Source organism: Plantactinospora sp. B5E13 (assembly GCF_039871775.1).
Taxonomy (GTDB): Bacteria; Actinomycetota; Actinomycetes; order Mycobacteriales; family Micromonosporaceae; genus Plantactinospora.
Window position 1 is genome coordinate 96,085 of the sequence record NZ_JBDPLT010000020.1, and the last position, 23,550, is coordinate 119,634.

22 protein-coding genes, 1 tRNA gene and 1 pseudogene are annotated in these 23,550 nt (G+C 71.9%); 15 read left to right on the plus strand and 9 right to left on the minus strand.

From position 1 onward, the window contains the following. The first annotated feature begins 32 nt into the window (after nucleotides 1-32). Complete coding sequence (locus ABGB05_RS19620; protein WP_347654880.1) at nucleotides 33-599, plus strand: hypothetical protein; 567 nt, start codon at nucleotides 33-35, stop codon at nucleotides 597-599. A 67-nt stretch (nucleotides 600-666) separates the two neighbouring features. Here the strand turns inward: ABGB05_RS19620 and ABGB05_RS19625 are convergent, their stop codons facing one another. Beyond that, nucleotides 667-1,272, minus strand: coding sequence for a class I SAM-dependent methyltransferase (locus tag ABGB05_RS19625; RefSeq protein ID WP_347654881.1), 606 nt, complete (start codon nucleotides 1,270-1,272; stop codon nucleotides 667-669). A gap of 181 nt (nucleotides 1,273-1,453) precedes the next feature. On the opposite strand from ABGB05_RS19625, the gene ABGB05_RS19630 reads away from it, so the two are divergent. After that, nucleotides 1,454-2,026 (plus strand): GNAT family N-acetyltransferase, encoded by a 573-nt coding sequence (locus ABGB05_RS19630; RefSeq protein ID WP_347654882.1) that lies wholly within the window; start codon nucleotides 1,454-1,456, stop codon nucleotides 2,024-2,026. A gap of 240 nt (nucleotides 2,027-2,266) precedes the next feature. Here ABGB05_RS19630 and ABGB05_RS19635 read toward each other — a convergent pair. The 3 genes and pseudogenes from ABGB05_RS19635 to ABGB05_RS19645 all read right to left on the minus strand — a co-directional run. Further along, a tRNA-Arg gene (locus ABGB05_RS19635) sits at nucleotides 2,267-2,342 on the minus strand. Between the two features lie 208 nt (nucleotides 2,343-2,550). After that, complete coding sequence (locus tag ABGB05_RS19640; protein WP_347654883.1) at nucleotides 2,551-2,829, minus strand: hypothetical protein; 279 nt, start codon at nucleotides 2,827-2,829, stop codon at nucleotides 2,551-2,553. Between the two features lie 350 nt (nucleotides 2,830-3,179). Then, nucleotides 3,180-4,103 (minus strand): annotated as a pseudogene (locus ABGB05_RS19645) (alpha/beta hydrolase); the annotation flags it as partial. 170 nt (nucleotides 4,104-4,273) lie between these two features. Between ABGB05_RS19645 and ABGB05_RS19650 the strand changes: the two are divergent. Continuing rightward, the gene (locus ABGB05_RS19650; protein WP_347654884.1) at nucleotides 4,274-5,224 is read left to right on the plus strand and encodes a single-stranded DNA-binding protein; all 951 of its coding nucleotides are present in this window, start codon (nucleotides 4,274-4,276) and stop codon (nucleotides 5,222-5,224) included. A gap of 99 nt (nucleotides 5,225-5,323) precedes the next feature. On the opposite strand, the gene ABGB05_RS19655 is transcribed toward ABGB05_RS19650, so the two are convergent. Continuing rightward, nucleotides 5,324-6,565, minus strand: coding sequence for an acyltransferase (locus tag ABGB05_RS19655; protein ID WP_347654885.1), 1,242 nt, complete (start codon nucleotides 6,563-6,565; stop codon nucleotides 5,324-5,326). A 434-nt stretch (nucleotides 6,566-6,999) separates the two neighbouring features. On the opposite strand from ABGB05_RS19655, the gene ABGB05_RS19660 reads away from it, so the two are divergent. From ABGB05_RS19660 to ABGB05_RS19680, 5 genes are all read left to right on the plus strand, one after another. After that, nucleotides 7,000-8,028 (plus strand): cobalamin biosynthesis protein, encoded by a 1,029-nt coding sequence (locus ABGB05_RS19660; RefSeq protein WP_347654909.1) that lies wholly within the window; start codon nucleotides 7,000-7,002, stop codon nucleotides 8,026-8,028. Then, a complete protein-coding gene (locus ABGB05_RS19665) occupies nucleotides 8,025-9,725 on the plus strand; it encodes a cobyric acid synthase (RefSeq protein WP_347654886.1) in 1,701 nt (566 codons plus the stop codon). Before ABGB05_RS19660 ends, ABGB05_RS19665 begins: the two co-directional genes overlap by 4 nt. Further along, entirely contained in the window at nucleotides 9,722-10,363 is a 642-nt protein-coding gene (locus ABGB05_RS19670; protein ID WP_347654887.1) for a hypothetical protein, read from the plus strand. The genes ABGB05_RS19665 and ABGB05_RS19670 overlap by 4 nt, the downstream gene beginning before the upstream one ends. A gap of 109 nt (nucleotides 10,364-10,472) precedes the next feature. Then, the gene (locus tag ABGB05_RS19675) at nucleotides 10,473-11,627 is read left to right on the plus strand and encodes a M48 family metallopeptidase (protein WP_347654888.1); all 1,155 of its coding nucleotides are present in this window, start codon (nucleotides 10,473-10,475) and stop codon (nucleotides 11,625-11,627) included. An 85-nt stretch (nucleotides 11,628-11,712) separates the two neighbouring features. Further along, nucleotides 11,713-13,080: a dipeptidase gene (locus ABGB05_RS19680; RefSeq protein WP_347654889.1), complete on the plus strand. Its 1,368-nt coding sequence runs from the start codon at nucleotides 11,713-11,715 to the stop codon at nucleotides 13,078-13,080. A 134-nt stretch (nucleotides 13,081-13,214) separates the two neighbouring features. Here ABGB05_RS19680 and ABGB05_RS19685 read toward each other — a convergent pair whose 3' ends face one another. Further along, entirely contained in the window at nucleotides 13,215-14,906 is a 1,692-nt protein-coding gene (locus ABGB05_RS19685; protein ID WP_347654890.1) for a peptidase, read from the minus strand. Nucleotides 14,907-15,175: 269 nt separating this feature from the next. Between ABGB05_RS19685 and ABGB05_RS19690 the strand changes: the two genes are divergently transcribed. Beyond that, on the plus strand, nucleotides 15,176-15,382 hold the full coding sequence (locus tag ABGB05_RS19690) for a hypothetical protein (RefSeq protein WP_347654891.1): 207 nt from the start codon (nucleotides 15,176-15,178) through the stop codon (nucleotides 15,380-15,382). 85 nt (nucleotides 15,383-15,467) lie between these two features. Beyond that, on the plus strand, nucleotides 15,468-17,288 hold the full coding sequence (locus tag ABGB05_RS19695) for an ATP-dependent DNA ligase (protein WP_347654892.1): 1,821 nt from the start codon (nucleotides 15,468-15,470) through the stop codon (nucleotides 17,286-17,288). A 14-nt stretch (nucleotides 17,289-17,302) separates the two neighbouring features. On the opposite strand, the gene ABGB05_RS19700 is transcribed toward ABGB05_RS19695, so the two are convergent. Both ABGB05_RS19700 and ABGB05_RS19705 read right to left on the minus strand, forming a co-directional pair. After that, a complete protein-coding gene (locus ABGB05_RS19700) occupies nucleotides 17,303-17,800 on the minus strand; it encodes a hypothetical protein (protein WP_347654893.1) in 498 nt (165 codons plus the stop codon). 44 nt (nucleotides 17,801-17,844) lie between these two features. Further along, nucleotides 17,845-18,372: an NUDIX domain-containing protein gene (locus tag ABGB05_RS19705; protein ID WP_347654894.1), complete on the minus strand. Its 528-nt coding sequence runs from the start codon at nucleotides 18,370-18,372 to the stop codon at nucleotides 17,845-17,847. 120 nt (nucleotides 18,373-18,492) lie between these two features. Here ABGB05_RS19705 and ABGB05_RS19710 point away from each other — a divergent pair, with 120 nt between their 5' ends. From ABGB05_RS19710 to ABGB05_RS19725, 4 genes are all read left to right on the plus strand, one after another. Beyond that, nucleotides 18,493-19,128, plus strand: a complete 636-nt coding sequence (locus ABGB05_RS19710; protein WP_347654895.1) for a 2'-5' RNA ligase family protein — start codon at nucleotides 18,493-18,495, stop codon at nucleotides 19,126-19,128. 113 nt (nucleotides 19,129-19,241) lie between these two features. Further along, entirely contained in the window at nucleotides 19,242-19,400 is a 159-nt protein-coding gene (locus ABGB05_RS19715; RefSeq protein WP_347654896.1) for a hypothetical protein, read from the plus strand. 171 nt (nucleotides 19,401-19,571) lie between these two features. Then, nucleotides 19,572-20,072, plus strand: a complete 501-nt coding sequence (locus tag ABGB05_RS19720) for a hemerythrin domain-containing protein (RefSeq protein ID WP_347654897.1) — start codon at nucleotides 19,572-19,574, stop codon at nucleotides 20,070-20,072. 97 nt (nucleotides 20,073-20,169) lie between these two features. After that, a complete protein-coding gene (locus ABGB05_RS19725) occupies nucleotides 20,170-21,321 on the plus strand; it encodes an FUSC family protein (protein WP_347654898.1) in 1,152 nt (383 codons plus the stop codon). A 146-nt stretch (nucleotides 21,322-21,467) separates the two neighbouring features. On the opposite strand, the gene ABGB05_RS19730 is transcribed toward ABGB05_RS19725, so the two are convergent. Further along, nucleotides 21,468-22,703: a GAF domain-containing SpoIIE family protein phosphatase gene (locus ABGB05_RS19730; protein WP_347654899.1), complete on the minus strand. Its 1,236-nt coding sequence runs from the start codon at nucleotides 22,701-22,703 to the stop codon at nucleotides 21,468-21,470. Between the two features lie 240 nt (nucleotides 22,704-22,943). On the opposite strand from ABGB05_RS19730, the gene ABGB05_RS19735 reads away from it, so the two are divergent. Beyond that, nucleotides 22,944-23,384 carry an ATP-binding protein gene (locus tag ABGB05_RS19735; protein ID WP_347654900.1) on the plus strand — a complete coding sequence of 147 codons (441 nt, stop codon included), beginning with the start codon at nucleotides 22,944-22,946 and terminating at the stop codon, nucleotides 23,382-23,384. The last annotated feature ends 166 nt before the right edge of the window (nucleotides 23,385-23,550 follow it).

The following is a 23,550-nucleotide window of genomic DNA, read 5'->3' on the forward strand; positions in this document are numbered from 1 at the left end:
GGGTGGCGGATCCGGTGTGCCACCATGCTCCGGTGACGCTCACTGATCAGCTGGCGCAGTGGCGGGACTGGCTTGTCCGCCTCGGTGCCCCGGTCGCTCCGGTCCTGAAACCGGGCAGGAGTCGGGCCGAGATCGAGGCAGTGCTCGGTGCGACGACTCCGCGTACGGTGCTCGAATGGTTCCAATGGTGCGACGGCGTCGACTACGCGCCGGGACAGACGATCGGTGACTGCTGGACGATCCCCGGCTTCTGGCCTGTCGAGCTGCGGGACGTCGCCGGGATCAAGGCAGCCCACCATGACGAGGACAGCCCACTTCTCGCCGGGAACTGGGTACCACTGCTGCAGAACGGCAGCTCGGACCTGTACGCGGCGGCCTGGTCCGACAGCAGCGAGCCGGTCGTGGTCACGATCATGCCGGAGTTCGCGCCGCCGAGCGTGGAGTTCCACAGCGTCGAGCAGATGGTCGCCGTCGTCAACGAGTGTTTCACCCGGTCGGCCTACCATCTCGACGCGGAGCGGCAACTGGATGTCGACGACGAGCTGTACGACGAGGTCTACGCCGCCATCGTCGGCTCCCGCCCGGTCGAGGAGATCTAGCGCGACGCCGATCATGCGACCGTGGCTCCGGCCACCCGTGGGCCGTCGCCGCCCCGGTTGACTGGGATCAGTCGGCCGGGCGGCGAAGGACGCTGACCGCGAAGGGCGCGTCGTCACGCCACGGGCGCAGGTCCCAGGTGGCGAAGCGGTGTTCCAGGCGCAGCCCGGCGGCGGCCGCGTCGGCGTCGAACGCGGTCAGCGGGTAGCCGCGTTCGGTGCCGAAGCCCACGGCCAGGACGCCGTCGGGGCGCAGGTGTCCGGCGATCCGGCGCAGCACCTCCGGCTCGGTGCCGACCGCGACGAACGCGAGAACGTTGCCGGCGAGCACGGCGGCGTCGAACGGCTCGACCTCACCCATCGCCGGCAGGTCCAACTCGGCCAGGTCGGCGACCAGCGAACGCAGGCCGGGGTGATCGGCGCGGGCGGCCTCCACCAGCACGGGGTCGGCGTCCACCCCGATCACGGTGTGCCCGCGCTCGACCAGTGCGGCGCCGACCCGGCCGGTGCCGCTGCCAGCGTCGAGGATCCGCGACCCGGGTTGGACCAGGGTGTCCACCAGGCGGGCCTCGCCGGCCAGATCCGCGCCCTCGGCGGCGAGCCTGCGGAACCGGTCGACGTACCACTGCGAGTGCTCCGGGCCGGTGTCGGTCGCCCAGCGGGTCGGGTTGGCCATACGGCCACGGTAGCCGGGCCGGCGGCGCGGTAAGGGAGTCGGGGCCCGGCGGCCTGGACCGGCCCTGAGGTGCGCCGCGGTGCTTGCGCGCCCGCCCGCTCCGCCGGAAAACCGGTTGCGCGTGGCCGGCACCGGGGGTCTGGTTGATCAGCCGCCAGGCACCGGAGGGAACGTGTCGCCCATGTCGCTGCCCACCCCCACGCTGCACACCGTTCGCCTTACCCTGCGTCCCTTCGACGACACGGATGCAGACGATCTCTTCGCGTTGCACAGCAACGCCTACGTGCTGCGCTACTGGGACTCGCCACCGTGGAACGAACGCGTGCGCGCCGAGCGGTTCGTCGCGGCGTGCCGGCAGATGGCGGAGGCGGGCACCGGGGCGAGGCTGGCCGTGGATCGCGACTCCGACGGGGCGTTCATCGGCTGGTGCAGCCTGAACCGGTGGAATCCGGACTACCGCAGTGCATCGCTGGGCTGCTGCTTCGACGATGGGGTGTGGGGCCACGGCTACGCGACGGAGGCCGCGCGTGCGGTGCTGCGGTGGGGATTCGACACGCTGGACCTGAATCGCGTCCAGGCTGAGGCCGATACCCGAAACGTGGCGTCTGCCCGCGTGCTGGAGAAGCTCGGGTTCGTGCGTGAAGGGACGCTGCGAGAAGACTGCATCGTGAACGGCGAGGTCTCTGACTCGTGGGTCTACGGGCTGATCAGGCGGGAATGGCGGCCGACGTCCGAGCCGCTGCCCGCCCGCTGACTCCTCGCTCCCTCGCGACGCCGCCCGGCATCGGGGTGTTTTCGCATCGTGGCGCCGAGAGAGCCGGCACCCGGCCTTCTCGCGGCCGCCGACCGCGCGTCTCGATCAGAATCGGGGACCGTCTGTTTCAGCGATAGGCGACACACAAGTTACTTAGCGTGATTGTTCGGCTCGGATAGCGAGCCGACCAACTGTCACTCTTCACGGAGAACGACGTGTAACGGATCTGCGCCGTCGTGCTGGCGCGCCCGGCAGGATTCGAACCTGCGACCAACTGCTTAGAAGGCAGCTGCTCTATCCGCTGAGCTACGGGCGCGTGGCGGGAGGTGGTGCGTGCCCCAGCAGGCTACCGCTGTCGAGGAACACCGGTAGGACGAGGGCGTGACGTTCCGGCCTGCACATACTAGGTTTCCAGGCGTGCAGTTGACGAGCACGATGTTTCTGCCGCTGCTGGCGTCGGTCGAGGACCCCCGGCTCGGTACAGAACACCTGCTCGAGGATTTCGGTCCGGAGCTGGTTGTCGCCTACTCGTACGGGCCGCCGTACGGCAGCCGGTTCGTCGCCTGGGCTGATCTTGAGCAGCTCGAACTCGGCCCGCGGACGCTGCGACGGGTGGCGCTGGACAATCTCCACCGACTCCTGCCCAAGCTCCGGATCGAGGGGCAGCCGCCCGCCCCGATGCTCTCCTTCGGCGGGCTGGAGTCCAGCGTGCTGCTCGCCGACGAGGTCTGGGCCGGGCTGAGCCGGTCGGTGCCGGGGGAGCTGGTGGTCGGTGTGCCGGCCCGGGACGTCGTGATCTTCACCGGGTCGGAGTCGCGGCCTGGACTGGCCAAGGTACGGCGGGCGGTGGACCGGATCTTCTTCGCCGGTGACCAGCACCTGCTCAGTCGGGACCTGCTGGTGTGGCGGGACGGCTGGTCGACGTACCTGCCGGCGGAGTCCGAGTCGGCGATGTCGGACCCGGGGCCCTGGGGGCCGCCGGACCGGCGGGAGCCGCCGTCGCCCGATCCGGATCCGTCGGCGGACCCGGAGGTGGACCGGGCGCAGGGGTCGGAGCGGTACCGGGTGCCGCGACAGCGGTCCGGTGAGGCGGGCCCGACGGACTGGCCGGAGCGTTCGTCGACCCGTCGTTCGGCGCGACGTAGGCGCAGACCCAGCGGGCCAGCTCGGTGAAGACCCGCTGCCGGACCGCCGGCGCGGACAGGGTGAGGTCGTGCAGGGCGCCGTCGACCCGGAGCAGGGTGACGTGCGGTCCCAGCTTCGGCGCCCACCGCGCGATGTGCGTGACGTCGAGTACGGCGTCGGCGGCCGTCGCCGAGTCGTGCCAGACCCGTCCCTGGAAGCTGGCGGTGCAGGAGGCGACCATGACCGGCACCGGGATGTCCAGGCCGGCGTGCAGCTGTCGCTGGCCCCGTCGGATCGCCGCCAGCCAGCCGACCCGCAACGGAAATCCGGCCAGCGGCTTCCAGTCGAGGTTGTAGGTCCACTCGCCCTGGTGTGCGGCGTGCAGGCTGCTGCCGTACACCTCGGAGAGCCCGAACGGGATGGTCCGGTACGGCGTCCGCCGGGCCAGCCGGAGCATCGCGTCCAGGACCGGCCGACGGATCAGCCCGGGCAGATTGAGGTCGAAGAACGGGCTGTTCAGGAGCAGTCCGTTCACGTACCCGGTGTCGCGCCGGGCGTGTGCCCAGAGCGCGGCGATCAGGCCGCCGGTCGAGTGGCCGTTGAGCAGCAGGGTGCGGTTGCCGTCGCTGTCCCGGATGAGCCGGACCGCCGCGTCGAGCTCGGGAAAGTACTCGGTCAGGTCGTGGCAGAAGTTCGGGGTCTGGTGCGGAAGCAGGCTACGTCCGTGTTTGCGCAGGTCGAGTGCGTAGAAGTGCCAGCCGTGCGCGACGAAGAAGTCGGCCAGGTGGGTCTGGAAGAAGTAGTCCACGAACCCGTGCACGTAGAGCACCGCCCGGTGGCTCGGCCGCTCTGTCGGGCGGCGGACCAGAGTCGCCACCACCGGGCCCTCCGCGTCCCGGCCGAGGTCGATCGTCTGCCGCTCGTAGGGCGGTCCGAGCAGGTCCGGCTGCACGCTCTGACGCTACTTCGCCATAGCAGGAGAAAGCTTGATCAGGTTCTTTTCCACAGAGGGCCGGGTTGTCCACAGGGCCGGCGGTGGTGGTGGCCGCGGTGGTGCCGGGGCGGCCAGGCTGTCGGTCGAGTCGGCTCGGACGGTAACCACCTGAACCCTGTGGAGGGGCGATGTTCGATACCAATGTCACCATTGTCGGCAACGTGCTGACCGCGCCGGAGTGGCGGCGTACCAGCCAGACCGGCACCCTGGTGGCCAACTTCAAGGTGGCCTCGACCGCCCGCCGGCTCGACCGGGAGAGCGGACGCTGGGTCGACGGCAACAGCCTTCGGGTACGGGTCAACTGCTGGCGGAAGCTCGCCGAGGGCGTGGCCTCCTCCGTGATGGTGGGTGACCCGATCATCGTGGTCGGCCGGATGTACACCCGGGACTGGATCGACGACGCCGGCAACCACCGCACCATGTACGAGTTGGAGGCGGCGGCGGTCGGCCACGACCTGTCCCGGGGGCGGGGACGGTTCGCTCGCAACCGCCCGACCGCCGCGACGTCGACGCTGGAGGACGCCGAGGCGCAGTCCCGGGTGCACGGCGAGGTTGCCGAGCCGGTGCCGGCCGACGAGGCGCCGGTGCTGCCCGATGACCGGCCCTTCGACGACGACCGTGACTACGCCGACGGGGAGTTTCCCGACGGCGCAGATCGTGGCCTGTCGGTCACGCCGGGCCAGTTCTTCGGGACGGTGGCCGGTCAGGACGCGGGCCCGGGCCAGGGCTTCGGGACCGTCACGATCTCGTCGGGTGACATCAACGTCGACCGGCACGACCTCGGCGATCTGGATCGGGAGCCGGCCGTGGGTGTCGCCGCGACGGTCGATGGGTTCGACGGTGGTGAGCAGGATGTCGCCGGCTTCGACGGTGGTGAGCAGGATGTCGCCGCGACGGTCGACGAACTCGACGGTGGCGGTCGGGACGGCCACGGTCCCGCCGGTGGCGAGCAGGACGGCCCGGGACCCGACGGTGGTGGGCGGGAGCCTGGCGGTACCGACGCCGGCCCGCAGGGTGGCGATGCGGGCGTTGGCGGCCGTGGCCGCCGTGGCCGGGGTCGGGTCCCGGTGCCCGCCTGAGACCTGCCGCAATTCGCGCCGACTGAGGCCGGTCGGCTGAGTTGTCGGCGGTGGCCGCCTCCCCACCGCCGCTTCGGCCGACCCAGGGTGGGAGGCAGGTCAGCTGAGCGCTGGCCTGCCTCCCACCAATCCGCTCGTCGTCTCGGGACCGCCTGTCGGTCCGGAGTCAGGCAGACGGCGTCGTTGCTGCTGGATCAATCCCGGCGGCGCGCCGCCGGGGCCGGACCGCCGTCGTCGGGGGCCGAGCACCCGCATCATCGGCGTTTCGACGAAGCGGAACAACAATGCCGCGGCGACCAGGCTGGCCAGGAGCATCAGGATCGCGACAACCGGGCCTCGCCAACCGGTGAAGCCGCCGGGGTGGCCGGCGAAACGGAGTATGGCCTTGATCAGGAAGACATGTACCAGATAGAACGCGAACGAGACCTCGCCGAGCCAGCGCATCGGCCGGGACCGCAACGGGGACCATCGGCCCTGGGTGTCGGCGGCCGCTGCGCTGGTGATTACCAGGATGTATCCGAGGGCCAGCACGGTGGTCCACAGTTCGGCGCGGATCCACTCCATGCAGGCGACCCAGATCAGCACGAACACGCCGGTGGAGAGCAGCAGGTTCGGGCCACGCCACTTCCCGCGCAGCATCAGTTCAGCGGCGGCCACCCCGATCCAGAACTCGAAGGATCGCACGATGGGGAAGATCTGGGTGAACCACCAGCGGTTCTCCTCCGGCACCAACTGCTGGCCCGGCCACATCGCCAGGATGAGCAGCGGCATGCCGATCACGACGCCGTAGAGCACCCACGGCGGGGTGCGGCGGAGCAGCGGCAGTACGAACGGCAGGCAGAGATAGAAGAACATCTCGCACGAGATCGACCAGCTGACGTTGTTGATGCTGTAGAAGTAACCGTCGAGGGGGAGCCAGGCCTGCAGCAGGAACAGGTTCGCGAAGGCGGCTTTCAGGTTGATCGGGTCCGCCCAGTAAAGCATGAGCCCGATCACCGCAGCCCAGGTCACCACATGGTTGGGAAAGATCTTCGCGATCCGGCGACGCCAGAACGCCCGTTTCGTGTCCCCGGGGCGGGCCGACCAGACGAGCACAAATCCGCTGAGGATGAAAAAGAACTGCACACCGGAGAGGCCGAGAGTGAACACCCAGTCGATGATGTGGCGGTAGTCCGGCTCGGCGACAATCCGCATGGTCCCGATGTGGAAACCGAAAACCAGCATCGCGGCGATCCAGCGCAGACCGGTCAGCGACGGCAGCCGGTTCAACGGGTTGACCAGCGTCGGGCCGGTGGGCGTCAGACTGGGCGCCGATACCGCGACCGATGTGGTGCTGGTCATCCGGGTCTCCCGCCGACGACCACCTCGATGACCAGCACTTTCGCCTCCTGTTGGCAAGCTTGTGTCGGTATGTTCCTGTCTGCCCCGTCGGTCCGGGGCTGCGGCCACGGCCGCAGGTCAGTTCGCGACCCTATCCGGTGCGGCGACCGAGAGGTTGTGGCCCGGCTCGCTCTCCCGGCCGCTGGACGAGCTCTCCGGGCGGTTGGCGAGTCTCTGGGGGCGGTTGGCGGGTTGTCCGGGCTGGTGGGTGGGCTCCTCGGGCCGCTGGGCGGATTCCTCGGGCCGGTGGGTGAGCCGGGACGTTCCCCCGGACTCGCCCAAACAGGCGCCGAAGGCCGGCCACTAGGCTTCCGCGCGGAGGTGGTCACATGCGGCCGAAGATCGTCAGTGTGCGGTCGGTGACTCGCCGTCCGGGCTCGCCGGCGCCGACCTGGATGAGCGACGGGGCGGCCAACGCCGCCGGGCTCGCCGTCGGTTACGCCCTGGACGCGTTGATCGGCGATCCACGGCGCGGCCATCCGGTAGCCGGATTCGGGCGACTGGCCGGCGCGCTGGAACGGCGCCTCTACCGGCCCGACCGGTCGGCCGGGGTCGGCTACACCGCGTTGGCGGTCGGCGTACCGGTGCTGCTCGGTGGGGCCGCCGCGCTCGCGACCCGCAACCGCCCGCTGGCGAGAGCGGCGCTGGTCGCGGCCGGCACGTGGACCGTGCTCGGCGGCCGGACGCTGCGGCGCGAGGCGGCGGCGATGAGCCAGGCGCTGGGAACGGCCGACCTGCCGGCCGCCCGACGCCGGCTCAACCACCTCTGTGGGCGGGACCCCTCCGCGCTGGACGAGTCCGAACTCGCCCGGGCCACCGTCGAGTCGGTCGCCGAGAACACCTCCGACGCCGTCGTCGCACCGCTGTTCTGGGGTGCGGTGGCCGGGCTGCCGGGGCTGGTCGGCTACCGGGCGGCGAACACCCTGGACGCGATGGTGGGGCACCGCTCACCCCGGTACGAGCGGTTCGGCACCGCCGCCGCCCGGCTCGACGACGTGCTCAACCTGCTGCCGTCCCGGCTCACCGGCCTGCTCACCATCGCCGCCGCACCACTGGTCCGGGGCGACCGCACCCGGGCCTGGCGGATCTGGCGTCGGGACCGGCGAGACCATCCCAGCCCCAATGCCGGGCAGTGCGAGGCGGCGATGGCCGGATCGCTCGGAGTCCGGCTCGGCGGTCGCAACGTCTACTTCGGACGCTCCGAGGTCCGACCGTTCCTCGGTGACGGGCCCCGGCCGGAGGCCCGGCACATCGACCGGGCGGCCAGGCTCTCCAGCGGTGTGGGGCTCGCCGCGCTCGGCCTCGCGGTGACGTACGCGGTGACCAGCCGGCCCCGGCGGGCCGCCACCCGTCGGCTCCTCGGCCGGCTGTCGGCCGTACGTCGGCGTCCGTCGGCCGGCCCGTCTGATGCCGGGCGTCCGTGAGCGGCGGTCTGCTGGTCGCGGGAACGACCTCCGACGCCGGTAAGAGCGTGCTGACCGCCGGCATCTGCCGATGGCTGCACCGCCAGGGTGTCGCGGTTGCACCGTTCAAGGCCCAGAACATGTCCAACAACTCGGCGGTGGTGATCGGGCCCGACGGCCGCGCCGGTGAGATCGGCCGGGCGCAGGCGATGCAGGCCGCCGCGTGTGGCGTTCCGGCGGACCTGCGGTTCAACCCGGTGCTGCTCAAACCGGGCAGTGACCGGTCGAGCCAGGTGATCCTGCTCGGCGAGGCGGTCGACACGATCACCGCCGACAACTTCCGGTCCCTGCGGCCCCGGCTCGCCGAAGCGGCCTTCGCGGCTCTGACCGAGCTGCGCACCGAGTACGACGTGGTGGTCTGCGAGGGAGCCGGCAGCCCTGCCGAGATCAACCTGCGGGACGCCGACTACACCAACATGGGGCTGGCCCGGCACGCCCGACTGCCGACGATCGTGGTCGGTGACATCGACCGGGGCGGCGTCTTCGCCTCGATGTTCGGCACACTCGCGTTACTCGACGCCGCCGACCAGGCGCTCGTCGCCGGATATGTGATCAACAAGTTCCGGGGGGACCTCGGCCTGCTCCGCCCCGGCCTGGAGATGCTGACCCAGCTCACCGGACGGCCGACGTACGGGGTGCTGCCGTGGCACGTCGACCTGTGGCTGGACGCCGAGGACTCGCTCGCCTACGGACAGGTGCTGGGGCGGCCGGCCCCGCCGCGCGGCAGCGAATGGCTGGACGTGGCGGTGCTCCGACTGCCCCGGATCTCGAACGCCACCGACGTGGAGGCGCTCGCCACCGAGCCGGGCGTCCGGGTCCGACTGACCGTCGAACCGGCCGAGATCGCCGCCGCCGACCTGGTCGTACTGCCAGGCAGCAAGTCGACCGTGGCGGACCTGGACTGGCTGCGCCGGACCGGACTGGCCGAGGCCGTACGGGCACACGTCGCCGCCGGACGGCCGCTGCTCGGAATCTGCGGCGGCTTCCAGATGCTGGCCCGCACCATCACCGACGAGGTGGAGAGCGGGCGCGGTCAGGTTCCCGGCCTCGGCCTGCTGCCCATCGAGATCACCTTCGGTGCTCGCAAGACCGTGGCCCGGTCGGCGGGCACGGCGGGCACGGCGGGCACCCCGTTCGGTCCGGTGCCGGTACGCGGCTACGAGATCCACCACGGGTACGTCTCCGCCGCCGACCCGGCCCTGTCGCCCCTGCTGCACCACTCGGACGGCCGGACGGAGGGTGCGGTCGCCGGCACCGTCTTCGGCACCCACTGGCACGGCACGTTCTCCTCCGACGAGTTTCGTCGACGGTTCCTCGCCGAGGCGGCCCGGCTCGCCAACCGACACGGGTTCCAGGTCGCCCCGGACACCTCCTTCGCGGCCGCCCGGGAACGAACCCTCGACCTGCTCGGCGACCTGGTGGAGGAACATCTCGACACCACGGCCCTGTGGCGGCTCATCGAGCAGGGCGCGCCCGGCGGACTTCCGTTCGTGCCGCCCGGCGCACCGGCCACACCCGCCTTCGTCTCCGACGCGCCTGCGCCCCGATCGAGCGCCGACGCGCCCGCGCCCCGATCGAGCGCCGACCCGACGTCGGCCGAGGTGGCGGTTGAGCCGCGTCCGCCCGGGTCGGCGGTTGGCCGGACGTCGTCCGGATGAGCGGCGCAGTCGAGTCGTACGCCGAACTGGCCGTGCGGATTCTCGACCGGCCGGCGCGGCTCGGGCGTACCCGACTGGTCGCGGTCGACGGCCCGAGCGGGGCGGGAAAGAGTACCTTCGCCGAGCGGTTGGCCGCCGCGCTCCGGCCCCTGGTCGAGCCGAGGACCGCAAACGAACCGCCGGATCCGGTGTCGGTGCTGCACACCGACGACCTGCTCGACGGCTGGACGGACCAGTTCACCTTCTGGCCCCGACTCGAGGAATGGATACTGGCGCCGCTACGGTCCGGCCGTCCCGCCCGCTATCGGCGGTACGACTGGACGGCCGGGCAGTTCGGCGAATCCTGGATCCCGGTGCCACCCGTACCGGTGGTGATCCTGGAAGGCGTCTCCAGCGCCCGCGCCGCCGTCGCCGCCGAACTGACGTACGCGATTCTGGTCACCGCGCCGGCCGGACTGCGCCGCGACCGCGCGGTGGCCCGGGACGGCGCGGCGCTGCTTCCACAGCTCACCCGTTGGTGGGCGGGGGAGCGGGCCCACTTCGCGGCGGACCGGACCGTCGAGCGGGCCGACCTGGTGGTGGACGGTGCCGTCGCCCCGACACCCGACGCCGCCGACCGGTTCGTCCGGCTGCGCTGAGCACACGTCCCGGTCGACGTCGGATCAATCAACGCCTACCCATGGACGGATCCGGGAGCCTGCGGGACGATCGGCAGAACAGTCCGACCCACGGCGAGCGGGGGCCCCGATGACCACAGACAGTACGGGTGGCGCCCCGGCCCGACGGCGGGTCACGCTCACCGGGATCAGTTCCCGAGCGTGGGAGCATCCGGCCGATCGTGGGGCGTTGACCGCGCTGCGCGAGTTGCGGGGCTTCGACGACGTGGTCAAGGCGTTCTTCGGCATGTGGAACGAGCGGGCGTTCCGCCTCTCCTACCTGGCCGCCGCCATCCGGGTGGACCATCGGCAGTATCCCCGCGTCCACCGCCTGTTCGCGGAGGCCGGCACGGCACTGGACGTGACCGTACTACCGGAGCTTTTTGTCACGCAGTCGCCGTGGCTCAGCGCCGAGGCGATCGGGCTCGACCGGCCGTTCGTCGTCGTCAGTTCGGCGTGTGTTCAGCAGTTCGACGACGACGAACTGCGGTGCCTGCTCGGTCACGAACTCGGCCACGTCGGCAGCGGGCACGCCGTCTACAAGACGATCCTGAGCATTCTCACCCGGTGGGCGGCCAACCTGAGCTGGCTGCCGGTGGGTGCCCTGGCGCTGCGGGGCATCATCGCCGCAATGCTGGAGTGGTGGCGCAAGGCGGAGCTCTCCGGGGACCGGGCCGGGCTGCTCGCCGGGCAGGACCCGGCGGCCGCGCTGCGACTGCTGATGAAGCTGGCCGGCGGTGGCGACCTGAGTCAGATCGACACCACCGCCTTTCTTGAGCAGGCCACCGAGTACGACGGCGGTGGCGACCTGCGGGACAGCCTGCACAAGATCCGGATGACCGCGTGGAGCACCCATCCGGTTCCGGTGGCCCGGGCCGCGGACCTGCGGCGGTGGATCGACTCCGGCGAGTACGCCCGGATGCTCGACGGAGAATATCCGCGACGCGCGGACGACGACCTGACGTCGGTCTCCGCCGAGATCAAGGCGGCGGCGGAGTCGTACCGGGAGGCGTTCGGGCGCTCGCAGGACCCCCTGGTCGGGCTGCTCCGCCGACTCGGTGACGGCGCGAGCGACCTTGGTGAGTGGGCCGGTGGTGGCGCCGCCCGGGCCCGCTCCTGGATGGGCGCGGCGGGTGACGCGGCGACCCGGGCCGCCGGTCGGGCCCGCCGGACCGGCCGGAGCGACACGGGTGCCGGTCCGGCCTCCCCGGACGCCGACCGGGCCGACCCGCCGCGGGAATCGTGACGCGCCGGTGTCCCGACCGGGGATGACCGGCCGGTTTCCGGTCCGGCTCGTTGTCAGCCTGGTCGCGGCGCCTACGATCATGAACATGAGCGAAGCTACCCGTACCGAATCCGAACTTCGTGCCGCGATCGAACGCGAGCTGCCCGGCGTACGGGCGGATCTGGAGCGTCTGGTCCGGATCCCCGGCATCGCCTTCGACGGTTTCGACCACTCCCACGTCGAGCGCTCCGCCGAGGCGGTCGCCGAACTGCTGCGCGGTTGTGGCCTCGACGTACAGGTGGTGCGGTCCGGCAACGGGCAGCCGGCGGTGATCGGTAGGAGGCCGGCGCCGCCCGGCGCGCCGACGGTGATGCTGTACGCGCACCACGACGTACAGCCGGTCGGTGACCTGTCGCTGTGGCAGAGCGAGCCGTTCGAGCCGGTCGAGCGGGACGGCCGGCTCTACGGCCGGGGTGCGGCGGACGACAAGGCCGGCGTGATGGCGCACGTCGCCGCCCTCCGGGCCTTCGGCGACGCGTTGCCGGTCGGCGTGGTGCTGTTCATCGAGGGAGAAGAGGAGTACGGCTCCGACTCGCTGGAGCGGCTGCTCGTCGAGCACCGTGACGAGATCGCCGCCGACGTGATCGTGATCGCCGACTCCGGTAACTGGGACATCGGCGTACCGGCCCTGACGACGTCGCTGCGCGGGATCGTCAACTGCTTCGTCGAGGTCAAGACCCTCGGCCAGGCGATCCACAGCGGGATGTTCGGCGGCGCGGTGCCGGACGCGCTCACCACGCTCTGCCGGCTGTTGGCGACCCTGCACGACTCCGCCGGGGACGTGGCGGTGCAGGGTCTGGTCAGCGCACCCGGCGCCACGGTCGACTACCCCGAGGAGCGGCTGCGGGCCGAGGCGGGGATGCTCGACGGGGTGTCGTTCATCGGCACCGGCCGGCTCACCGACCGGTTCTGGAACAAGCCGGCGATCTCGGTGATCGGACTGGACGCGCCGCCGACCGGGGAGGCGGCGAACGCGCTGGTGCCGGCGGCGAAGGCGAAACTCAGCGTACGGCTCGCGCCGGGTGACAACGCCGCGAGGGCGTACGAGGCGCTGACCGAGCACCTCCGCCAGCATGCCCCGTTCGGCGCCTCGGTGACGGTGACCCTGGAGCACGACGGGGAGCCGTGTGTGATCGACGCGTCCGGCCCGATGTTCGACGCGGCCCGGGACGCCTTCCGGACCGCCTGGGACGGGGTCGACCCGGTCGACATCGGCGTCGGTGGCTCGATTCCGTTCATCGCCACGTTCCAGGAGATGTTTCCGGAGGCCGCGATCCTGGTGACCGGGGTGGAGGATCCGTACGCCCGGGCACACGGGCCGAACGAGAGCCTGCACCTGGGGGAGTTCGCCCGGGTCTGCCTGGCTGAGGCGCTGCTGCTGGCCAAGGTCGCCGAGGTGGCCGCCACCCGCTGACCGGACGGGACCGGCGGCCCCGGGTTCGGCCGCTGCGGCATGACCGGTTGTCGGCCCGGCTTGTTGACGCGGCAGGGGCGGGACCGGGGGTGCCGGTCCCGCCCCTGCCGTCGGACTGTCGTCGGTCGGTCGGGCTATTCCTCGGAGGCGACCCGGCGGCGCCGGACCAGCAGGAGGAGCAGCACACCGAGCAGCACCGCGCTGGCACCGAGCGCCCCGGTCGGGCCGGGCCGGGCGCCGGTGATCGGCAGTTCCCCGCCGCCACCGCCCGGCTTGTTGATCACGATTCGCGCGGTGTTGTTGCTGGTGCTGGTCTCCGTCGAGTGTCCGTGGGGACGTACCGTGATCGTGCCGTTGGTGCCCGGCTCCGACTTGATCTTCACGCGGACGGTGGCGGAGACCGTGCCGCTGCCGGACGCCTCGGCCGGCCAGTCGTCTTTGGCGCCGCACTCCACCGCGGAGAGTTCGGTGGCCGGGCGGCCCTGGTCGTCGCGGAACTCGCACCACTCGCTCGGCAGCAGTACGGTGCCGCTCGGTGCGACGATCCGCCACGAGGCGCTGCCGTCGGACGGTCCACGGTTGGTGATCGTGTACGCCACCTCGACCGTGTCGCCCACCGCGCCGGTCAGCGAGGGCACCGCGACGGCGAAGTCGTAGGTGTTGGCCTTGGACCAGATGGTGAACTCGGCGGCCGGCTTGAGGTCGTTGACGTTGTCCGGCCACGGGTCGCGGGCGGCGCGGGCGGTTCTGGCGTCGGCAGCCCGGAGCACGGTGACCCGCTCGGCCAGCCGCGAGGTCTGCCCGTCCGGCGCGGTCCGGGACGGCGCGGGCTGTGCCGGCGTGCTCTGGGCCGGCGCGGTCTGGGCCGGATCAGCCGGCGGTGCCGACGACGACCCGTCCGGCGCGGCCCGCGACCGGGCTCCAGGCAGCGGCGACTGGTCGTCCTCGTCGACCTCGAACGAGCCGGAGTGCCGGGTCGGTCCGGGCAGGTTCCTGCCGAAGGTCGCGTTGAACAGGGCCTCGTCGGTCTCCTCGTCGGCGAGCACCAGACCGTCACCGGGCTGGAGGGTCAACGGCAGCACACAGGTCACGCTGGTCGCGTCGTAGACGTACCCGGCGGGGGGCGTACCGGGCCGGTCGCCCTCGTAGACACACTCCTCGTACCGCTCGGCGAAGGTGGCGCCGACCGGCAGCGTGGCCTTCACCCGGACGTTCTGCGCCTCGGTGATCCCCCGGTTCACCACCACGGCGCGCAGCGGGCGGGTGTCGCCGGCGCCGACCCGGTCGTCGTCCGAGCCCACGTCCTCGGCGGCGACCACCAGATCCGGGTCGGGCAGGATCTCGACGTCGAGGGGGAACATGATGCTCGCCGGGGTGCCGTCGGGGCCGGTGCCGGCGAGGGTGACGCTCATGGCGCCGCCGGTGCCCGGGCGGGCGTCGGGGCGGCTGGTGAGGATGATCTGCTCGACCAGGTCGACCTGACCGGGCGCCAGGTCGCGATGCTCGCAGAGGACGCTCTTTCCGGTGAGCTGACAACCCGCCGCGGTGTCGGTCAACGAGACGAGGACGTCGTCGGTGAGCTGGTCGCCGTTGTACCGGACGGTGACGTCGGTGGCCGCCCCCTTGCCCTGGTTGGCGAGGTTGAGCCCGATCGTGACGCCGGACTCGTGGATGTAGGGGGAGACGGTGCCGGTCACCCAGAGAGTGGGCTGTTCAGGCTCGGCGGCGTACGCCGGTGGGGAGACGGCGGTGAGGGCGAGTGCCGTGAGGGTCGCCGCGGCGCCCGCGCCCACCCGGTTGCGGATCTGACGGGTGGCGGGATGCATGGCTCTGTCGTGTCCTTCTCTCTGCTGGCCACGCCGCCCGGCGGGCCACCGGTCGCCGGCGGATCGTGGCGCCGGCGCGGAGGTGTCGCGGTTGGTCGGATCGGAGTCGTGCGGGTCCGTGTTGGTGACTCCGGTCGACGGCGGCCGAGGGGACCGGGGGACGGGGTGACGATAAGCGCAAGATAGCCGATGACGCCCAGCCCTGACGACCCGTGGGAGAAACCGGAGAAAGCGCCCGCGGTGCCCGCCCGGACGGTAAGCTCTCGAACATGAGTACGAACGAGGCGATCGCGCGGCTCGACGCCGCGGTCAGTGCGCTGCGGGACGTCGACGTCTCCGCGTGGTCCGAGGAGACGCTCCGTGAGCGGCTCGGCGAACTGTCCACCGTTCTCTGTGCGCTCGACGCCGCGTTGGCCCGGGTTGCCGACGGCGTACGGGCCCGGGGGCTGCGGATCGAGGAGTCGATCTCCGCCTAGCGCGGCCGGGAGCGCCGGTGGATCGGCAGGCCGTTCTTCGCGCGGCTCGGCCGGTTGTGTCGGTGCCGGCTGCCAGGATGGAGTCGTGCGCTTCGTTGACCTGGCCGCCGCCTCCGCCGCTGTCGCCGCGACCTCGGCCCGGCGGGCCAAGGTCGACCTGATCGCCGGGGCACTGCGCCAACTCGGGCCGGACGAGATCGCCGCCGGAGCGGCGTACCTCGCCGGTGAGCTGCGGCAACGACAGACCGGCGTCGGCTACGCCAGCCTGCGTGAGTTGCCGCCCCCGGCCGAGCAGCCGACCCTGACCGTCGCGGCTGTCGACGCCGCCGTCGGCGCGCTGGCCGAGGTACGGGGCCCGGGTTCCCAGGCCCGGCGCCGCGAGCTGCTCGGCGGGCTGTTCGCCGCCGCCACCGTCGAGGAGCGTCGGATGCTGCTCGGGTTGTTCAGCGGTGAGCTGCGGCAGGGCGCCCAGGCGGGGCTGCTGGTCGAGGCGATCGCCCGGGCCGCCGAGGTGCCGCCGCCGATGGTCCGCCGCGCGCTGCTGCTCGCCGGCGACGTCAAGACGGTGGCGGTGGCCGCGCTCACCGGCGGACCCGGTGCGCTGGCCGGGTTCGCGTTGCAGGTCGGCCGTCCGCTCTCCCCGATGCTCGCGCAGAGCGCCACGTCGGTCGAGGAGGCCCTGTCCACGATCGGGCTACCGGCGGTCGTCGACGTCAAACTGGACGGCATCCGGATCCAGGTGCACCGCTCCGGCGACGACATCGCCGTCTTCACCCGCAGCCTCGACGAGATCACCCCGCGGGTGCCGGAGGTGGTCGCGGCGGTCCGCGCCCTGCCCGCCCGGGAGCTGGTGCTCGACGGTGAGGCGATCGCGCTCGACCCGTCCGGGCGGCCCCGGCCGTTCCAGGAGACCGCGAGCCGGGCCGCGACCCGGGGTGCCCGGCGCGGTGTCCGGGCGGACCTGGCCCGGGCCGAGTCGCCTCAGGCCGAGTCGCCCCGGGCCGACGGCGACGGTCCGGGCGGCGACGGCCCGGACGGTGATCCGGGTGGCACCCGCAGCTTCGGCGCCGTACCGGCCGACTCGCCGGAAGCCGGCTCGGCCCGGAGTTCCGGCGAGGTGCCGACCGACATCTCCGAACTGCCCCGGGTCGGCACGTCCGGGCCGTCCCCGGCGACCATTCCCGCGCCGGACCGGCCACCGGCCGCCGCGCCCTCGGTGCTCGCCGCCGCCAGCACCAGCGGTACGACACTGCTGACGCCGTACTTCTTCGACCTGCTCCACCTCGACGGGACGGATCTGCTCGACGCGCCGACACACCAGCGCTGGGCGAGCCTGGCCGGCCTGGTCGCCCCGGCACACCTGATTCCGCGTAGCGAGGTCGACTCCGTCGAGCAGGCGTCGGAGGCGTTCGCCGCCGCCCTGGACGCCGGCCACGAGGGGATCGTGGTGAAGGCGCCGGACGCGCCGTACGACGCCGGTCGGCGGGGGGCGGCGTGGATCAAGGTCAAGCCGCGGCACACCCTCGACCTGGTGGTGCTCGCCGTCGAGTGGGGCAGCGGGCGGCGTACCGGCTGGCTGTCGAACCTGCACCTGGGCGCCCGCGACCCGGACAACGGCGGTTTCGTGATGCTCGGCAAGACGTTCAAGGGGCTCACCGACGAACTGCTGCGCTGGCAGACCGAACGCTTCCAGGAACTCGCCGTCGAGCGGGGCGACTGGATGGTCCGGGTCCGCCCCGAACAGGTGGTGGAGATCGCCTTCGACGGGGTGCAGACCAGTCCGCGCTACCCGGGCGGGATGGCGCTGCGCTTCGCCCGGGTGGTCCGCTACCGCCACGACAAGACCGCCGCCGAGGCGGACACCATCGACACCGTACGGGCCATCCACGCCGGGCACCGACCGTAGCCGCCCGGCCCGGCTCACCCGTCGGGAGCGGCACCGTCCCGGCCGGCCGGGCACTGTCCGGGACCTCCGTCGCCAGGGCAGCTGATCGGCGCGCTCGCCCCGGACCAGCAGTACGCGGTCCCGTCGACCTTGTTCAACGGCTGGAAGTGCGCGGCGTACCCGGTCACCCGCTGACCCGCCGCGGACAGCCCGGCGACGCCCTCCGGCCGGGTCACCGTCGCCAGACCGTCGGCGTCGGTGGTGGCGTGGAACAGCGCCTCGCCGGCCGCGTGGTCCGGGCCGACCACGGTGACGGCCAGCTTCACCGCGACCCCGCTGAGCGGCTCGCCGGCCGCGCTGAGCCGGGCGTTGACCGTGAGCGGCGCGTCGAGCCGTTGCACCTGGACCGGCCAGACCTGCAGGGCCGTCTCGGTGCAACCCCGCGCGCAGCCACCCGCCGGACCGAGCAGCCCACCGATGAGTACGGCGGCCAGCCCGATCCGGGCGGTCCGGGTGACCGGGGTGACCGTCACCGTCGCTCCCGCTGCCCCCCGTCGCTCCCGCTGTGCCCTGACATTCACGCCGGGCCGGTCGAGCCGTGCTGCCCGAGGTATCTGGCCAGCACCTCGGTGTGGGTGGAGAAGGCGAGTTCGGTCGGCTCGGTGAGGACGAGCCACTCGGTGGACTCGGCGGTCGGTGTGGAGACCGGCAGCGAGGCGACGTCCTGTTCCGGCAGTGTTCCGAAGATCAGGATGGTGCCGCCGGACGGGGCGCTGTGCACGTCGAACAGCCGTACCGCCGATGCCTCGCCGAGCAGACCGGTCTCCTCACGGAGTTCCCGGACCAGGGCGTCCCGCCAGTCCTCGCCGTACTCGATGAAACCACCGGGGAGCGCGAGCAGCCCGCGGCCCGGCTCGATGTCCCGGCGCTGCACCACCACACCGGTCCGCCCCGGGCCGACCCGGACCGGCAGGATCGCCACCGCCACCGGCGACGGGTTACGCCAGGTGGTCTGACCGCAGCTCGCGCAGGACCGGGGCCAGCCGGCCCCACCCGGGTACGTCGTGCCGCAGTACGAGCAGTGCGAGTGGAGAGCGCCGGTCACGTCGGCCGACGATACCGGGGGCCTGCGGCTACCCTTCGAAACCCCCGGCCCGGGCGCGCCGGCCGGACCGGCGGGATCATGGACGGGTCGATCGTGGACGGACGGATCGGAGGAGAGAACGTGTCAGATGTCGACGCCATGCGGGACCACTGGTGGTGGCGGCCGGGCTGGCGGGTGGGCCGGCACTACTACGCCTGTCACTTCGACATGGGCCGGCACGCCGAGCTGGTACGACTGGTCGCGCGCTACCAGGAGGCGATCCGTGACTTCGCCGGTCTCGATCTCATTCCGCAGCACTGGCTGCACCTGACGACCCAGGGTGTCGGCTTCATGGACGACCTGGCGGCCGAGTCGATCGACCGGCTCGTCCACAACGTCGGCAAGCGGTTGGCGGAGGTGCCCGCCCCGGTCGTCACCTTCCACCGGCCGACCGTCCGGGGCGAGGCGATCTACCTCCTGGCGACCCCGGCCGAGCCGGTGACCGAGGTACGGACCGCGGTGCGGGCCGCGATCGGCGAGGCACTCGGCGAGGAGCGGGTCGAACGGGCGGTCGAGGGTGCGTCAGGGTTCCGGCCGCACGTCAGCATCGCGTACTCGAACCGGGATCAGCCGGCGGCGCCGATCGCGGAGGCGCTGGACCGGGTCGTGACCGAACCGGTGACGGTCACCCTCGACCAGATCGAGCTGCTCGAATACCACCGGGACCGGCGGATGTACGAGTGGACCGCCGCCCGCCCGCTGGCGATCGGTCGGTAGCCCGGCTACCGGGTACTCCGCGAGCGCTTTCGCGGCCGGGGCACAGCTTCACACCCTGGCCGAACGCGCGACCCGGAGCCTGGCCACGGTGATGGCGGAGGTCGGCTGCGTCGGTGACCCGGGCGCGTTCTGCGCACCACGGTCTCACCTTCAGCGCCGTCGTGACCAGCGAGGAGGTCGGCGCGTACAAGCCGGCCGGGGCGCTGTTCCGGCGGGCGCTCGACGGGCTGGGCCTCGGCCCGGTTGATCAGCATTCTTCCTGGTTTCGGTGATCCGGGCGTCGGGTAGCAGGTCCAGCATCGTCGACGACATGCAGGCCGTCGACACGGTCAGGTCGTCCGACACGGTCAGGCCGGTCAGGTCGTCGGCACCGTGGTGCCGTTCGTGCGCGTGCGCCGACACCGATCGTCCGGGCGGCCGTCCCAGCCACCGAGGAGGCCCGAGTGTCCACCGATGCCATCGTGCTGTTGAAAGAGGATCACAAGGAGATCCGCAAGCTGTTCAAGGAGTTCCAGGACGCCGGCGAGAACGCCACCAAGCGCAAGGGTGAGCTGGTCGAGCAGATCCTGGAGGCGCTCACCGTGCACACGTACATCGAGAACGAGTGCATGTACCCGGCGACCCGGGAACTCCTGCCCGACCTGGAGGACGACGTCCTGGAGTCGTACGAGGAGCACCACGTCGCCGACCTGCTCTGCGCCGAACTGGCCGCGATGAGCCCGGACGACGAGCGGTTCGACGCCAAGGTGACGGTGCTGATCGAGAACGTGACCCACCACATCGAAGAGGAGGAGGACGAGTGGTTCCCGAAGGTCCGGGAGGGGCTGGGTCGCAGGAAGCTGCAGGAGATCGGTGAACGGATGATCGAACTCCGGAAGGACGCGCCGCGTAAGCCGAGCGAACCGGGTGCGCTGCGCAAGGCCGTACACGCGGTGACGGCCTGATCCGGGCGGTGGCCGCAACGGGCGGTCCGGGCCGCCCGGCCGCCCGGCCGGCCTGCTGGTTATCGTCGTTGATGGCGATCACCTGATCGTCGGTCGGATGACGGTCTCGGGTGGTGAGGGTGCGGTGGTCCGGATCGGTTGGCTCCGGCTCGTCGCCGACCGGCTCCGCCAGAACTGGCTCCCGGCGGTCGAGGCCACGGTGGCGGCCACCGTGGCCTGGGCGCTCGCCACCGCGGTGCTCGACCATCCCGAGCCGTTCTTCGCGCCGGCCGCCGCGCTGATCGTGCTGGGTCAGGCCCGGGGCCAGCGGATCCGCCGTGCGGTCGAGGTGGTCCTCGGCGTCGCGGCCGGGGTGCTCGTCGCGGACCTGGTCGTCCAGGGCCTCGGCCGGAGCAGTTGGACGGTGTTTGTCGTCGTGTTGCTGACCATTGGAGTGGTCGCGGCGTTCGGGGCCAGCAGCGTCACCATGGTCCAGGCGACGGTCTCCGCGTTGTACCTGGTGGTGGTCCCGCCACCGGGCGGCAGCCTCGTCCCGTTCCGGTTCGTCGACGCGCTGATCGGCGGCGTGGTGGCGCTCGCGGCGAGTCAACTGGTCGGTGCCCGGCGTCCGCTCGCGCCGCTGGTCGCCGAGTCGCGTCGGACCTTCGGCGCGATCGCGGAGCTGCTGACCGAGATCACCGAGGCACTCGAGCGCGGGGACGAGAGCGCCGCCCTGGCCGCGCTGGAGCGGGCCCGGCAGCTTGATGCCGTTGTCGACCAGCTCCGCACGGCCGTCCAGGCCGCCGGTGAGACGCTGCGTCTGCACGTACGGCGGCGCCGCCATCTCGGCCGGGTCCACACGCTGGACGCGTCGACCCGGCAGATCGACTACGCGGTACGCAACGTCCGGGTGCTGGCCCGGGCCGGGGTGGCGTTGACCCGGCAGCCGGCGCAGAGCCCGCCGGAGCTGCTGGTCGCACTCGGTTCGCTGACCGAGGCGGTCCGTACCGCCGGGGAGGCACTCGCCGCCGAGCTTGGCGGTCAGGACGAGCTTGCCGACGGGTACGCCGAACAGACCGACGCCGCCGCGCTGGAGGCGGTACGCGCCGCAGGCCGGCTGCTGACCCGACAGCCCCGGCCGCCACTGCCGCTGATCATGATCGTCGGGCAGGTCAGGGCGACCGCGATCGACCTGCTCCGGGGTGTCGGCGAGGAGGACAGCACCGCGCTGAACCGGGTGGACGAGGCGCTCGGGCTGCCGCCGCTGTAGCGGGTGGCGCCGGGCTGCCGCCGTCGAGGGCGGGCGTCTGGACTGCGGCGCGGCAGCCGGGTGAGGGGCGGCGGATCGGTGGTCTGCGCGAATCCCAGCCGGATCCGGGGTCTGGCGGGTGTGCCCGGTCGTGTCGGGCGCGGCTGTCAGGCTGCCGACGTCGCTCGTTCGGCCTTGGCGCGGCGGCGGAGCGTCAGCAGGGCGACGTCGTCGTCGGGCTGCTCGATGCCGAGCTCGGTCATGATCGTGGCGCAGACCTCCTCGGCGGCTCCGGGGCGGATGGCGGCCCGGAGCCGGTCGAATCCGACATCGATCAGCTCGTTGCGGCGTTCGATGAGACCGTCGGTGTAGACGACCATGGTCGCGTTCTGCGGAAAGTTGATAACGCTGGTGCAGCGTTGGCGGGGGCGGCCGATGCCGAGTGGCAGGTCGACCGGCAGGCCCAGGGGGCGGATGTCACCGTTCGGCTCGGCGAGCATCGGCGGCAGATGCCCGGCCAGCGAAATGTGAATCTCGTCCCGGTGCGGGCTGACCATGGCGTACAGCACGGTGGCGAGGTTGCCGGCTTCGAAGTGCTGGATCTTCTGGTCGAGGCGGGTCAGCGCGTCGGCCGGGTCGTTGCACTCCAGGGCGTAGGCGCGGAGCGCGCTGCGGAGCCGTCCCATCACCACGGCGGCGCGTAACCCGTGCCCGGAGACGTCGCCGATGACGATGCCGAGCCACTTCGAGGGCAGGGTGAAGACGTCGTACCAGTCGCCGCCGATGCCGGTGTGGTGGCCGGGGACGTACCGGGCGGCCATGTCGACGCCGCTCACCTCGGGCAGGCGGGTGGGAAGCAGGCTGCGCTGCAGGGCGAGCGCGGCGGTCCGGTCGATGTTGCCGACCCGGGCCTGACTGGCCAGGCTGGCGCGGTCGGCCACCAGGTGGAGCACGCGTACGTCGTCCGGGCTGAATCGGCGTGGACTGACGGTCCCGACGTGGAGTACGCCGATCAGGTCGGTCCCGACGATCATCGGCACCCCGAGCATGGACCGGATGCCCTTGTCCCGGAGCACCGGGCTCGGTAAATCGGCGGGGTCGACCTGCTCAACCATGATCGGCTGCCGCTGCTCGACGACGCGTCCGGGCAGACCGTGATCGAGTGGTATTCGGTATCCCGGCCGAACCTCCTCCTCGATCCCCTTGGTCGCGGTGGTCACGAGGTGCTGCGTGTGTTCGTCGAGCATCAGGATGGCGGCGGTGTCGACCGAGAGGAGATTCCGGACCCGGCCCAGAAGTTCGTCGAGGAGACTGTCGACGTCGAGCCGAGACAGCGCCGAATCGGTCACCGCCTCTATCCGCCGGAGCCGTTCGTCGGCTCCGGCGCCGTCTGCCTCGATCACGCCGTGAAGCGTAGCCTGTGGGATGCCGGGCCGGTGCTGATCAATACGCCGTTTCGTTGGCATGGTCTGCCCGGGTTGTCGGACTTGGCGGGATTGGCCTTGCACGCGGGATGCCGGGGTCTTATTCTTCCCGGGCCGCTCGAACTTCCACGGCGGTGCCGACAAGTGACCGGGGTTTCGGCGCAGAGTCTCGGGTACCTTCCATCACAGCACTGGGCCGTTTCTCCGGAAGGGACTGCCGTGGCTGGGCATTCCTCCAACAAGCCGTCGCCACCCGAGGTTGGGCGATTACTTGTTGTCGCGTACTTCGATGTGGAGCGGTTTTCCGACGTGCGCCGGGCCGTGGACGCCGCAGCCCGGGACTGCGGGCTCGACTCGGAAAAGGCGCTGGACTTCGTGACCGCGGTCAACGAGGTGATGACCAACGCGATCCGGCACGGCGGCGGTCGGGGCGAGTTGCGGCTCTGGGAGACCGACCAGCTGATGTGTGAGGTCCGGGACCAGGGCGCCGGCTTCCCGGCGACTGACTACCTGAACCGCACTGAGCCGCCGACGCCGTCGCCGGCCGGTGGCATGGGGCTGTGGATCGCCCAGCGGACCAGCGACGGGATGACGGTCGACAGCGGTCCGGCCGGCACCACGGTCCGGATCAGCGCGCAGCTCCGCGCGTCCGCCGGCTGATCCTCCGGGCCGCCGGGCCGGGTTTCCGCCCGGGCTTTCCGGGCAGATCGCCGGAATGGTGCAGCCCCACCCTGAGGAACCCGCGGCCACCGTGACGCCGTACGAGGACGGGCCGCGCTGGGTCGGGATCACCGTGCTGATCCCGGTCGCCGTGCCGGTGCTGGAT